Annotated in this window: 5 protein-coding genes, 1 tRNA gene and 1 rRNA gene; 6 read left to right on the forward strand and 1 reads right to left on the reverse strand. The window is 69.5% G+C overall.

The features are described 5' to 3' along the window. From rrf to ABZZ79_RS18945, 3 genes are all read left to right on the forward strand, one after another. Positions 1-92, forward strand: a 5S ribosomal RNA gene (gene rrf / locus ABZZ79_RS18935); the annotation flags it as partial. Between the two features lie 113 nt (positions 93-205). Further along, a complete protein-coding gene (locus tag ABZZ79_RS18940; protein ID WP_356690433.1) occupies positions 206-868 on the forward strand; it encodes a DegT/DnrJ/EryC1/StrS family aminotransferase in 663 nt (220 codons plus the stop codon). Positions 869-943: 75 nt separating this feature from the next. Then, positions 944-1,016 (forward strand) — tRNA-Thr (locus ABZZ79_RS18945). A 90-nt stretch (positions 1,017-1,106) separates the two neighbouring features. Here the strand turns inward: ABZZ79_RS18945 and ABZZ79_RS18950 are convergent. After that, positions 1,107-3,857: a SpoIIE family protein phosphatase gene (locus ABZZ79_RS18950; protein WP_356690095.1), complete on the reverse strand. Its 2,751-nt coding sequence runs from the start codon at positions 3,855-3,857 to the stop codon at positions 1,107-1,109. A 467-nt stretch (positions 3,858-4,324) separates the two neighbouring features. Here ABZZ79_RS18950 and ABZZ79_RS18955 point away from each other — a divergent pair, with 467 nt between their 5' ends. From ABZZ79_RS18955 to ABZZ79_RS18965, 3 genes are all read left to right on the forward strand, one after another. After that, positions 4,325-9,694, forward strand: a complete 5,370-nt coding sequence (locus tag ABZZ79_RS18955) for a HAMP domain-containing protein (protein ID WP_356690435.1) — start codon at positions 4,325-4,327, stop codon at positions 9,692-9,694. A gap of 301 nt (positions 9,695-9,995) precedes the next feature. After that, on the forward strand, positions 9,996-10,679 hold the full coding sequence (locus ABZZ79_RS18960; protein WP_356690097.1) for a response regulator: 684 nt from the start codon (positions 9,996-9,998) through the stop codon (positions 10,677-10,679). A gap of 117 nt (positions 10,680-10,796) precedes the next feature. Further along, positions 10,797-13,538 (forward strand): DNA translocase FtsK, encoded by a 2,742-nt coding sequence (locus tag ABZZ79_RS18965; protein ID WP_356690099.1) that lies wholly within the window; start codon positions 10,797-10,799, stop codon positions 13,536-13,538. Positions 13,539-13,545: the final 7 nt, after the last annotated feature.

Below are 13,545 nucleotides of genomic sequence, written 5' to 3' on the forward strand. Positions count from 1 at the left end.
CGCCCGGTTACATTCCGAACCCGGAAGCTAAGCCTTACAGCGCCGATGGTACTGCAGGGGGGACCCTGTGGGAGAGTAGGACGCCGCCGAACAATTATTAAAAGGGTTGGACCTGGAACTTCCGTTCCGGGTCCAACCCTTTTTTGTTGACTGTCACTTGAAGTTCACGTTGCGCGCACAGCATCCAGACATGGGTACTGCTGCAATGCTCAGGGCTGCCGGCGTCGGACTCGGTGACGAGGTCATCGTGCCGGCTTTCGGCAACGTGGAGATCGCCGAGGCCGTGACCCTGGCCGGTGGGCTTCCGGTGTTCGCGGACATAGATCCGGCGACGTACTGTCTCGACCCGATAGCCGTCGAGGGGGCGGTGACCTCGCGTACCGCGGCCGTCGTCGCGGTGCACCGCTTCGGACGGCCCGCCGAGCTCGCGCGGCTGCACGAGACGGGGAAGCGGTACGGGCTGCTGGTCCTTCAGGAGGGCGAGTCCGAGGCGCCGTACGACGAGATCGCCCAGCGTCGGCAGCGGGCCGGCTACCTGGACGGACGGTTGAAGGGCGTGCTCACGCCGGAGAGCAGCGTGGGGCACACCTACCAGCAGTACGTCGTGCGCGTGCCCGGGAACGGGCGGCCCGACCGGGACGCCTTCGCGCGGGCCATACGTGCCAGGGGAGTTGACTGCCGGGTGCCGGTGAAGACGCCTGTGCACCGGCTGCCCGAGTTCCGGCGGTGTGTGTCCCTGCCGGAGACCGAGCGGGCCGCGGACGAGACTCTGGCGCTGCCTGTGGACGCGGCGTTGACGAAGCGGGACATGCAGCGGATCGTCGCTGCCTGCAACGCACTGGGAGGACTGCTTCAAGCGGCCCTCTGAACGAGTTTGGGAATTCGAGTCCGTTCAGGGTACGATCTATTCAGTTGCTGCGAGGGAAACCTCAAAAAGCGACCGGCCCCTATAGCTCAGTCGGCAGAGCGTCTCCATGGTAAGGAGAAGGTCAACGGTTCGATTCCGTTTGGGGGCTCCGATAAGAAGGTCTCCACCCATTCGGGTGGGGGCCTTTTGCTTTGTGTCCGGACGCACCAACTGCCCCGGCGGAACCGGGGCAGTTGACTCAGATGGTGGGCAGGCCCGGGACGCGCATGGCCAGGATCGCCATGTCGTCGGACGGAGCGTCGGAGGCGAAGCGTTCCACGGCGCGCATGATGCGGGCGGCGACCGCGCCGGCCGTGAGGCCCGTACAGGTCGTCAGGACGTCGGCGAGGCCGTCGTCGCCCAACATGCGCGTGCCCTCACGGCGTTCGGTGACGCCGTCCGTGACGCACAGCAGGACGTCGCCCGGGTCGAGGGTGACGGTCTGCTCGTACAGCTCCAGGTCCTCCAGGACGCCCAGCAGCGGCTGGGGTTCGGCCGCCGCCTCCACACTGCCGTCCTGGCGCAGGCGCAGCGGGAGCGGGTGACCGGCGCAGACCACCTTCAACTCGGCACTGCCGTCGGGCTGGGGGCGCATCTCGCCGTACAGGAGGGTGAGGAAGCGGCTGCGGGCTCCCTCGTCCAGGATCGCGGAGTTGAGGCGTTCGAGGACGGCGGGGCCGCTGAGGCCCTCTCGGGCCAACAGGCGCAGGGCGTGGCGGGCGAGGCCGGTGACGGCCGCCGCGTTGGGGCCCGTACCGCAGACGTCTCCGATGGCGAAGCCGTAGGCGCCGTCGGAGATGGGGAAGACGTCGTAGAAGTCGCCGCCGACCTCGTTGCCCTCGCCGGCCGCGCGGTAGATGACCTCGACCTCCACGCCGTCGATCTGGGGGAGTTCGGGCGGCAGGAGGCTGCGCTGAAGGGCCTGGCTGGTGGCCGTGCGCTCGGAGTAGAGACGGGCGTTGTCGAGGGCGAGCGCGGCCCGGCGGCTCAAGTCCTCGGCCAGTTCCAGGATTTCCTGGCGGAAGTGTTCGTCGGTGGGCTTGCCGAGGGTCAGCATGCCGATGACGCGGTTGCGGGCGACCAGCGGCAGGACGACGGTCTCGCCGCCGACCGCGCCGGCCGTGGCGAGGGTGGTGCCGATGCCGGAGCTGACGCTGGCGGGTTCGCCGCGGCCGAGGCTGCGCATGGAGGTGCGCAGGGCGGCCTGGTGGGCGACTTCGGCGGGGGCCGTCCAGACGCGGGCGCCGGGAGTGGGGACCGGGTCGGGCGGGGGCATCTTCGACAGCAGGGACTTGATGCCGTCGATGAGTTCCTCGTCCTCGTGCAGGACGTACGACAGATACGGCTCCGAGGCCTGGTCGGCGATCGTGTAGACGGCGCACCAGGTGGCCAGGGTCGGCACGGTCATCTGGGCCATCAGGGCCAGGGTCTGGTCCCGGTCCAGAGTGCCGGCGAGCAGGTCGGAGGCCTCGACGAGGAAGCTGAGGGAGCCGCGGCGCAGGCGCTCCAGTTCGCCGAGGCGGGCCGATTCCACGGCGAGCGCGATGCGGTCGGCGGCGAACTGCAGACGCAGGGCCTCTTCGTTGGAGTAGCGGCCCGGGGCCTCGGCGGCGACGCCGAGGGAGCCGGTCAGGCGGCCCTCGACCTTGAGAGGCACGGTGACGACCGAGCGCATGCCGGTGCCGCTCAGGAGGGGTACCGCGCCGGGTACCGCGGCGAGGTCGTCGTGGACAGCGGGCATACGGGCGGAGCCGTAGCGGCCGGGGCCGGCCTCCACGGGGACGCGGGCGAACCGCTGGCGGGCGGAGGGCAGTCCGGTGGAGGCGCGCACCTCCAGTTCCGTCTCGTCGTCGGTGGCGAGGAGGAGGAACGCGGAGTCGGCGTCGAGCATGTCGCGTGCGCGTTCGACCGTGCGCTGGAGGAGTCCGTCGAGGTCGTCCGGCGCCGGGGAGCCGATGAAGACCTCGAAGGGGTCGGAGTTCGGCCCGTCGCCCGAGGCGCCGGAGTCGCCGGAGGTGGCGCGCAACGGCGTCTGGAGCACGGCGCGTTCATGGTCGCGGACGAGGAGGCAGACCGTGGAGGGGTCGCCGCCGGTGTCGCGGACCCGGAGGTGGGAGGCGTAGACGGGGACGACTCGGCCGGCCGCGTCGCGGATGCCGTAAGTGCCTTCCCAGCGGGAGAGCTGGAGTGCCTCGGCGACTCCGGTGCCGGTGCCGGGGGTGTGCGGCCAGGCGGCGAGGTCCGTGAGGGGTTTGCCGGTGACCTGGTCGAAGGTGTAGCCGAAGAGGTCCTCGGCGTCCTCGTTCCAGGCGGTGATGGCGCCGGTGCGGTCGATCTGGACGACGGCGACGCGGACGCGGCCGTCGGCGAGGGGCAGCAGATCGGCGGGGAGGGAGGGGCCTGCCGCGCGGGTGCCGACGGGGCGGCCGGGGAGTTCGAGCTGGAACCAGACCTGCTTGTGCGTGGGGGTGTACTCCACGCCCCAGCGGACGGCGAGGGCCGCGCAGAGCTGGAGGCCGCGGCCGCCCTCGCGGTCGGGGCTGCCCATGGTGACGGCGGCGCCCTGGAGGGGGATCTCACGTTCGGGGTAGTGGTCGGCGACCTCGATGCGGACGCCGTCGTCCATGCGCAGGCACAGCAGGTCGGCGGAGGTGCCCGCGTGCACGACGGCGTTGGTCACCAGTTCGCTGGTGAGGACCACGGCGTCGTCGACGATGTCGCCGAAGCCCCAGCCCTGGAGGGTGTCGCGGACGAAGGAGCGGGCGGAGGCGACCGATCGCCCGACGGGCTCGAAGCTGGCAGCCGCGCGCGCGGTGATCACGGAACTCCTCGGCCGGTCGTCGGTGTGCTGGGCTGCCCGGTCCGCGGGGTCGTGGCGCGTCTGTGCGGGCAGAGCGCTGTCGGGCCGGGGTTCCGGGGGCTGTCCCCCCGGGATCAGTCCGGTGGTCATGTGTGCGGCCGCCCCTCCGATGCCCGCTCGTCTTCGTGCCACCGTCCAGGCCGGACGGACCGGCGCGGCTGGACAGCCGCATGCAAGGTTACTTACCTTCCCCGCCCGCGCGGATGCCGGTCGTCGGTGTTTTACGTCAGGAGGGTGTGCGCACGATGTACGAAGCTGCCGAACTGTTATGGCCTGGTTCGGTCGGGGTGAAACACTGGACAGGCTTTGTGTCGGAAGCCCGGGCGGTCAGAGTGACTTCCCCGTTCCGCGGGCAGTGGTCCCTGATGGGCTCCTTCCCTGGCCGGTGACCTTCGGCGACACACGGCATGCGGTACGGAGAGCAACAGCATGTGAGCACAGCAGTGACGGTCGACCCCTGCGGGAGGGACACAGTGGAGTCTGGCGCAGCGACGCGGGAAACACCGCGAGGCACGAAGCCGCGCGATCCGCGCAAGGGGCGCGGTGGAACCACGGTGGTGGACACGGCTGCCCTGAACCGGCTGCTGGCGGCTCTGGTGACGATGCGGGACGGCAACTTCCGCAGGCGGCTCACGGTGTCCGGCGACGGCGTGATGTCGGAGATCGCGGCCGTCTACAACGAGGTCGCCGACCGCAATATGCATCTGACCGGTGAGCTGTCGCGCGTGCGGCGCATGGTGGGGCGGGAGGGCAAGCTCACCGAGCGGCTGGAGGTGGGGGCGAGCGAGGGGTCCTGGGCGGCCGCGATCGACGCCTCCAACGCGCTGGTCGACGATCTCGTATGGCCGGTCTCCGAGGTGGGACGGGTGCTGTCGGCGGTGGCGGAGGGTGATCTGTCGCCGCGGATGGAGCTGCGGACGCAGGCGCCGGACGGGAGCGGGCATCCGCTGCGCGGCGAGTTCCTGAAGGTCGGGCGGACGGTCAACAACCTGGTCGACCAGCTGTCGACGTTCACCGACGAGGTCACGCGGGTGGCCAGCGAGGTGGGCACCGAGGGCAAGCTGGGCGGGCAGGCGCAGGTGCGCGGCATGTCGGGTTCGTGGAAGGACCTGACGGAGTCGGTCAACACGATGGCGGACCGGCTGACCGCGCAGGTTAGGGACATCGCGCTGGTCACGACGGCGGTGGCCAAGGGTGATCTGTCACGCAAGGTGACCGTGCATGTGGCCGGCGAGATGCTGGAGCTGAAGGAGACCGTCAACACGATGGTCGACCGGCTCTCGGCGTTCTCGTCGGAGGTGACCCGGGTGGCCCGTGAGGTCGGCACCGACGGCATTCTTGGCGGTCAGGCCCAGGTGCCCGGCGTGGACGGGGTGTGGAAGGAACTCACCGACTCGGTGAACACCATGGCCGGCAACCTGACGGCCCAGGTGCGGGGGATCGCGGAGGTGACCACGGCGGTCGCCAACGGTGATCTGTCGCGGAAGGTGACCGTCCCGGCGCGTGGCGAGGTCGCACAGCTCGCCGAGACGATCAACCAGATGACCGAGACGCTGCGGATCTTCGCGGACGAGGTCACGCGGGTGGCCAACGAGGTCGGCTCCGAGGGGCGGCTGGGCGGCCAGGCGAACGTGCCGGGTGCCGCAGGCACGTGGAAGGACCTGACGGACTCGGTCAACACCGTGTTCCGAAACCTGACGACGCAGGTGCGGGACATCGCCGCGGTGACGACGGCGGTGGCCAACGGTGATCTGTCGCAGAAGGTCACGGTGGACGTGGCCGGCGAGATGCTGGAGCTGAAGAACACCGTCAACGGCATGGTGGACCAGCTGTCGGCGTTCGGTTCCGAGGTGACGCGGGTCGCGCGCGAGATCGGCTTCGAGGGCGAGCTGGGCGGCCAGGCGCAGGTGCCGGGGGCCGCCGGTACGTGGAAGGACCTCACCGACAGCGTCAACACGGCGTTCCGCAACCTCACCGGACAGGTGAGGAACATCGCCCAGGTGACGACGGCGGTGGCCAACGGTGATCTGTCGCAGAAGGTCACCGTGGACGTCTCCGGCGAGATGCTCCAGCTGAAGAACACCGTGAACACGATGGTGGACCAGCTGTCGTCGTTCGCCGACCAGGTCACGCGGATCGGCCGGGAGGTCGGCACGGAGGGCCGGCTCGGCGGACAGGCGCGGGTGGACGGCGTGTCCGGCACCTGGAAGGAGCTGACCGACTCCGTCAACTCCATCACCGGCAATCTGACCGCTCAGGTGCGGCAGATCGCGCAGGTGACGACCGCGGTGGCGCGGGGTGACCTGTCGCAGAAGATCACCGTCGACGCGCGCGGCGAGATCCTGGAGCTGAAGAACACCATCAACACGATGGTCGACCAGCTCTCGGCCTTCGCCGACCAGGTGACCGGGGTGGCCCGTGAGGTGGGTACCGAGGGCCGGCTGGGCGGTCAGGCGCAGGTGCCGGGTGTGGCCGGTGTGTGGCGTGACCTGACCGACTCGGTGAACGGCATGGCCGGGAACCTGACGGCTCAGGTGCGGCAGATCGCGCAGGTCGCCACGGCGGTGGCGCGGGGTGACCTGTCGCAGAAGATCACCGTCGACGCGCGCGGCGAGATCCTGGAGCTGAAGAACACCCTGAACACCATGGTCGACCAGCTGTCCTCCTTCGCGGAGGAGGTCACCAGGGTCGCCCGTGAGGTGGGTACCGAGGGCAAGCTGGGCGGTCAGGCCGAGGTGCAGGGCGTGTCCGGCACCTGGAAGGACCTGACCCAGTCGGTGAACTTCATGGCGAACAACCTCACCGTGCAGGTGCGCAGCATCGCCGACGTGACCACCGCGGTCGCCAAGGGCGATCTGTCGAAGAAGATCACTGTTGACGCCAAGGGTGAGATTCTTGAGCTGGTCACGACGGTCAACACCATGGTTGATCAGCTGTCCAGTTTCGCCGAGCAGGTCACCAGGGTGGCTCGTGAGGTGGGCACCGAGGGCATCCTGGGCGGTCAGGCGCATGTGCAGGGCGTGACGGGCATCTGGAAGGACCTGAGCGACAACGTCAACCTGATGGCCAAGAACCTGACCATGCAGGTGCGCAACATCTCCCAGGTCGCGGCGGCGGTCGCCAACGGTGACCTGACCCGTACGGTGACGATCGAGGCGGCCGGTGAGGTCGCGCAGCTCGCGGACACGTTCAACACGATGGTGAAGACGCTGAGTTCGTTCGCCGACCAGGTCACCAAGGTGGCTCGCGAGGTGGGCACGGACGGCATCCTGGGCGGTCAGGCGCATGTGCCGGGTGTGGCCGGCACCTGGAAGGACCTCACCGAGTCGGTGAACCAGATGGCGTCCAACCTGACCGGCCAGGTGCGCAACATCGCGATGGTCACGACGGCCATCGCGAAGGGTGACTTGACCAAGAAGATCGACATTGACGCTCGTGGCGAGATTCTCGAGCTCAAGACGACGATCAACACGATGGTTGATCAGCTGTCCAGTTTCGCCGAGGAGGTCACCCGAGTCGCCCGTGAGGTGGGCACCGAGGGACAGCTCGGCGGGCAGGCACGCGTGCGTGACGTGGACGGCACCTGGCGGGACCTGACGGAGTCCGTGAACGAGATGGCCGGGAACCTGACCCGGCAGGTGCGCGCCATCGCGCGCGTGGCGACCGCGGTGACCCGCGGCGACCTGAACCTGAAGATCGACGTGGACGCGTCCGGGGAGATCCAGGAGCTTCAGGACTACATCAACAAGATGATCGCCAACCTGCGCGACACCACGATCGCCAACAAGGAGCAGGACTGGCTCAAGGGCAACCTCGCCCGTATCTCCGCGCTGATGCAGGGCCGCCGCGACCTCGACGACGTCGCCTCGCTGATCATGAGCGAGCTGACCCCCGTGGTCTCCGCGCAGCACGGGGCGTTCTTCCTGGCGATGCCGCTGATGGACGAGCAGGACCTGGCCGCGGACAGCGAGGACCAGTACGAGCTGCGGATGCTCGGCGGCTACGGCTACTCGATGGGCTCGATGCCGACCTCGTTCCGGCCCGGTGAGGCCCTGGTGGGCACGGCGGCCCTGGAGAAGCGCACGATCCTGGTGGATCACGCGCCCAGCGGCTATCTGAAGATCTCCTCCGGGCTCGGGGAGGCCCCGCCCGCGCAGGTGATCGTGCTGCCGGTGCTGTTCGAGGGCAAGATCCTCGGTGTGATCGAGCTGGCGTCGTTCACGCCGTTCACGCACATCCAGAAGGACTTCCTGAACCAGATCGCCGAGATGATCGCGACGAGCGTGAACACCATCTCCGTCAACACCAAGACCGAGGTGCTGCTGAAGCAGTCGCAGGAGCTGACCGAGCAACTCCAGGAGCGGTCGGCCGAGTTGGAGAACCGGCAGAAGGCGCTCCAGGCGTCCAACGCCGAGCTGGAGGAGAAGGCGGAGCTGCTGGCCCGGCAGAACCGCGACATCGAGGTGAAGAACACCGAGATCGAGGAGGCGCGGCAGGTCCTGGAGGAGCGTGCCGAGCAGCTGGCCGTCTCCATGCGCTACAAGAGCGAGTTCCTGGCCAACATGTCGCACGAGTTGCGTACGCCGCTGAACTCGCTGCTGATTCTGGCCAAGCTGCTCGCCGACAACGCCGAGGGCAACCTCACTCCGAAGCAGGTCGAGTTCGCCGAGACGATCCATGGGGCAGGCTCCGACCTGCTCCAGCTGATCAACGACATCCTCGACCTGTCGAAGGTCGAGGCGGGCAAGATGGACGTCTCCCCGACGCGTATCGCGCTCGTCCAGCTCGTCGACTACGTGGAGGCCACCTTCCGGCCGCTGACCGCGGAGAAGGGGCTCGACCTGTCGGTGCGGATCTCACCGGAGCTGCCGGCCACGCTGCACACCGACGAGCAGCGGCTGTTGCAGGTGCTGCGCAACCTGCTGTCGAACGCGGTGAAGTTCACCGACTCCGGTTCCGTCGAGCTGGTCATCCGGCCGGCGAGCGGTGATGTGCCGGTGGCGATCAGGGAGCAGTTGCTGGAGTCGGGGTCGCTGACCGACCCGGACGCGCCGCTCATCGCGTTCTCGGTGACCGACACCGGCATCGGGATCGCGGCGGGCAAGATGCGGGTGATCTTCGAGGCGTTCAAGCAGGCGGACGGCACGACCAGCCGCAAGTACGGCGGCACCGGCCTGGGGCTGTCCATCTCGCGGGAGATCGCGCAGCTGCTCGGCGGTGAGATCCACGCGCAGAGCGAGCCGGGCCGCGGCTCCACGTTCACGTTGTATCTGCCGCTGCACCCCGGCGAGCTGCAGTCGCACGGCTACCAGCAGCCCGCGCTGCCCGCGGGGGAGGCCGCCCTGGGTGAGCCGGAGCTGCTGCTGTCCGAGCCGGCGATCGAGACGCCGGCGGAGGTGAAGTCGTACATCGAGACGCAGAACGGCGCCGCGGCGCTGTTCCGGCGCCGTCGCCGGGCCGCGGCCGCGGAAGGGCACAGCGGTGAGCGGGTGGAGCGGTGGACCGCCGGGGAGCAGGAGCCCGCGCCGCAGCCCCGCGCCGGCATCCGGTTCGCAGGCGAGAAGGTGCTGATCGTCGACGACGACATCCGCAACGTCTTCGCGCTGACGAGCGTCCTGGAGCAGCACGGCCTGTCGGTGCTGTACGCCGAGAACGGCCGGGAGGGCATCGAGGTGCTGGAGCAGCACGACGACGTGGCGGTCGTGCTGATGGACATCATGATGCCGGAGATGGACGGCTACGCGACGACGACGGCGATCCGCAGGATGCCGCAGTTCGCCGGGCTGCCGATCGTGGCGCTGACCGCGAAGGCGATGAAGGGCGACCGGGAGAAGGCGATCGAGTCGGGCGCCTCCGACTACGTGACCAAGCCGGTCGACCCCGACCATCTGCTGTCGGTGATGGAGCAGTGGATGCGAGGGGAGTGAAGAACCCCTGGTGGGGGCGGGTCGTGGGGCCGCGGTGTGTTCACGCGGAGTTGCTGATGGAATGTGCCCGACGCCGTGTAGAAGTAGGGGAATCGGGGAACCTTCTGGTCTCATGCTGCGTTTCCGCTATGTGCACAGTGACATCGCGGTGACAGGGTGTGGCGACGAGCGGGGTGCGGCTACCATGACCGGCACGAGGACGGGCGGCGCAAGGGAGTCGTCCCCTGGGGCGGCATCCGGTGATGTCCCCCCGAGTCCTGAGGACAGGGGAGGCCCCAAGCCGGGGCGAGGAGGGCGGGCCATGGTGCAGAAGGCCAAGATCCTCCTGGTCGATGACCGGCCGGAGAATCTGCTGGCGCTGGAGGCGATCCTCTCGGCGCTCGATCAGACGCTGGTCCGGGCATCGTCCGGGGAGGAAGCGCTCAAAGCGCTGCTCACGGACGACTTCGCGGTCATTCTGCTGGATGTCCAGATGCCGGGCATGGACGGCTTCGAGACGGCCGCGCACATCAAGCGCCGCGAGCGCACCAGGGACATCCCGATCATCTTTCTCACGGCGATCAACCACGGCCCGCACCACACGTTCCGCGGCTATGCCGCGGGTGCGGTCGACTACATCTCCAAGCCGTTCGACCCGTGGGTGCTGCGGGCGAAGGTGTCGGTGTTCGTCGAGCTGTACATGAAGAACTGCCAGCTGCGTGAGCAGGCGGCTCTGCTGCGGCTTCAGTTGGAGGGCGGCAACAAGGGCGGTTCGGTCGGCCCCGGCAAGGAGTCGGCCGGTCTGCTGGCCGAGCTGTCGGCGCGCCTCGCGGCCGTCGAGGAGCAGGCCGAGGCGCTGTCCAAGCAGCTCGACGACGACTCCGCCGACGCCGCCGCGGTGGCCACGGCCGCGCATCTGGAGCGCAAACTCACCGGGCTGCGGCGGGCGCTGGACGCCCTGGAGCCGGGTACCGGCGGACCGCCCACGCTGCCCTCGCAGAACTGACGCCCGCCGAGGCCCTCTTGGCCCGGCGTCAGTTCCGCGTGTCCACAAAGGCGACACGAACGGGTGAAGCAGCGGGCACACGTGTCCGCCGACGTCTCCACAGGTAACCTCACACCTATGGCCTCACGTCCCTCCGCAGCCAAGAAGCAGCCCGCCAAGAAGGCGGCCGCTCCCGCGAAGGCTCCGGCGAAGAAGGCCGCCGCGAAAAAGGCCGCCGCGAAGAAGGCGCCCGCCGGGAAGGCCGCGGCGAAGAAGGCGGCGCCGCCGCCGGCTCCGAGCCCGACCGGAGGCATCTACCGGCTGGTGCGGGCGGTCTGGCTCGGCCTCGCGCATGCGGTCGGCGCCGTGTTCCGCGGCATAGGGCAGGGCGCCAAGAACCTCGACCCGGCCCACCGCAAGGACGGTGTCGCCCTGCTGCTGCTCGGCCTCGCGCTGATCGTGGCCGCGGGCACCTGGTCGAACCTGCGCGGGCCCGTCGGCGACCTGGTCGAGATGCTGGTGACCGGCGCCTTCGGGCGGCTGGACCTGCTGGTGCCGATCCTGCTCGCGGTGATCGCCGTCCGCTTCATCCGGCACCCGGAGCAGCCGGACGCCAACGGGCGGATCGTGATCGGACTGTCCGCGCTGGTGATCGGCGTGCTCGGGCAGGTGCACATCGCCTGCGGCTCGCCCGCCCGCGAGAACGGCATGCAGGCGATAAGGGACGCCGGCGGTCTGATCGGCTGGGCCGCGGCCACCCCGCTGACGTTCACCATGACCGAGGTGCTCGCCGTACCGCTGCTGGTGCTGCTGACCGTCTTCGGGCTGCTGGTGGTCACCGCCACGCCGGTCAACGCCATCCCGCAGCGGCTGCGTCAGCTGGGCGTGCGGCTGGGCGTGCTGCGCGATCCGGAGCGGGACGAGTTCACCGAGGACGAGGAGCGCTACGACGACCAGTGGCGCGACGCGCTGCCCGCACGACCGCGCCGGCGCGGCCCCGCGCCCGAGGGGTACCAGCCGGAGGCCGCGGAGGAGGAGGCGCTCTCCCGGCGCCGTGGCCGCCCCCGGCGCTCCGCCGTGCCGCACCACGCGACGGACCGGCAGATGGACGCCGTGGACTTCGCCGCGGCCGCCGCGGCGGACCTGGACGGGGCCGTCCTGCACGGCATGCCGCCCTCGCCGATCGTCGCCGACCTCACCCAGGGCGTCAGCGTGTCCGACCGTGAGGACACCATGCCGACGCCGGTTCCGGCCCCGGCGGGACGGCCCCGGCAGGACAAGCTCCGACAGGAGAGGTCCCGGCCCAAGGAGCCGCGGCCCGGGGTGGTGCCCGACCTCACCAAGGCGCCTCCGGAGTCGATGCGCGACCTGCCGCCGCGCGCCGAGCAGCTCCAGCTCTCCGGGGACATCACCTACTCGCTGCCCTCGCTGGACCTCCTCACCCGTGGCGGCCCCGGCAAGGCGCGCAGCGCGGCGAACGACGCCGTGGTCGCCTCGCTGACCAACGTCTTCACCGAGTTCAAGGTCGACGCCGCCGTCACCGGCTTCACCCGGGGGCCGACGGTCACCCGCTACGAGGTCGAGCTGGGCCCGGCCGTGAAGGTCGAGCGGATCACCGCGCTGACGAAGAACATCGCCTACGCCGTCGCCAGCCCGGACGTGCGGATCATCAGCCCGATCCCCGGCAAGTCGGCGGTCGGCATCGAGATCCCCAACACCGACCGGGAGATGGTCAACCTCGGCGACGTGCTGCGGCTCGCGGAGTCCGCCGAGGACGACGATCCGATGCTGGTCGCCTTCGGCAAGGACGTCGAGGGCGGCTATGTCATGCACTCGCTGGCGAAGATGCCGCACATGCTGGTGGCCGGCGCCACCGGCTCCGGCAAGTCGTCCTGCATCAACTGTCTGATCACCTCGGTCATGATTCGGGCGACCCCCGAGGACGTCCGCATGATCCTGGTCGATCCCAAGCGGGTCGAGCTGACCGCCTACGAGGGCATCCCGCACCTGATCACGCCGATCATCACCAACCCCAAGCGGGCCGCCGAGGCGCTCCAGTGGGTCGTGCGCGAGATGGACCTCAGGTACGACGACCTGGCCGCGTACGGGTACCGGCACATCGACGACTTCAACAAGGCCGTGCGCGAGGGCACCGTCAAGCCGCCCGAGGGCAGCGAGCGCGAGCTCCAGCCGTATCCGTACCTGCTGGTGATCGTGGACGAGCTGGCCGACCTGATGATGGTGGCGCCGCGGGACGTCGAGGACTCGATCGTGCGCATCACGCAGCTCGCGCGCGCGGCAGGCATCCATCTGGTCCTGGCGACCCAGCGGCCCTCGGTCGATGTCGTCACGGGTCTGATCAAGGCGAACGTGCCCTCGCGGCTGGCGTTCGCCACCTCCTCGCTCGCCGACAGCCGCGTCATCCTCGACCAGCCGGGTGCCGAGAAGCTGATCGGCAAGGGCGACGGCCTGTTCCTGCCGATGGGGGCCAACAAGCCCACCCGTATGCAGGGCGCGTTCGTCACCGAGGCCGAGGTCGCGGCGGTCGTGCAGCACTGCAAGGACCAGATGGCGCCGGTTTTCCGGGACGACGTCACCGTGGGCACCAAGCAGAAGAAGGAGATCGACGAGGACATCGGCGACGACCTCGATCTGCTGTGCCAGGCGGCCGAGCTGGTGGTCTCGACGCAGTTCGGTTCGACGTCCATGCTCCAGCGCAAGCTGCGGGTGGGCTTCGCCAAGGCCGGGCGGCTGATGGACCTCATGGAGTCGCGGAACATCGTCGGCCCGAGCGAGGGGTCCAAGGCACGTGACGTTCTTGTGAAGCCCGACGAGCTCGACGGTGTGATCGCGGTGATTCGTGGGGAGTCGGACGGGTAGCGGAACG

The organism is Streptomyces sp. NPDC006458, from assembly GCF_040612135.1.
GTDB lineage: Bacteria > Actinomycetota > Actinomycetes > Streptomycetales > Streptomycetaceae > Streptomyces.

Coding starts and splice junctions, on each gene's coding strand:
- ABZZ79_RS18940 (WP_356690433.1), top strand. CDS start 206: ATGCTCAGGGCTGCCGGCGTCGGACTCGGTGACGAGGTCATCGTGCCG.
- ABZZ79_RS18950 (WP_356690095.1), bottom strand. CDS start 3,857: ATGACCACCGGACTGATCCCGGGGGGACAGCCCCCGGAACCCCGGCCC.
- ABZZ79_RS18960 (WP_356690097.1), top strand. CDS start 9,996: ATGGTGCAGAAGGCCAAGATCCTCCTGGTCGATGACCGGCCGGAGAAT.
- ABZZ79_RS18965 (WP_356690099.1), top strand. CDS start 10,797: ATGGCCTCACGTCCCTCCGCAGCCAAGAAGCAGCCCGCCAAGAAGGCG.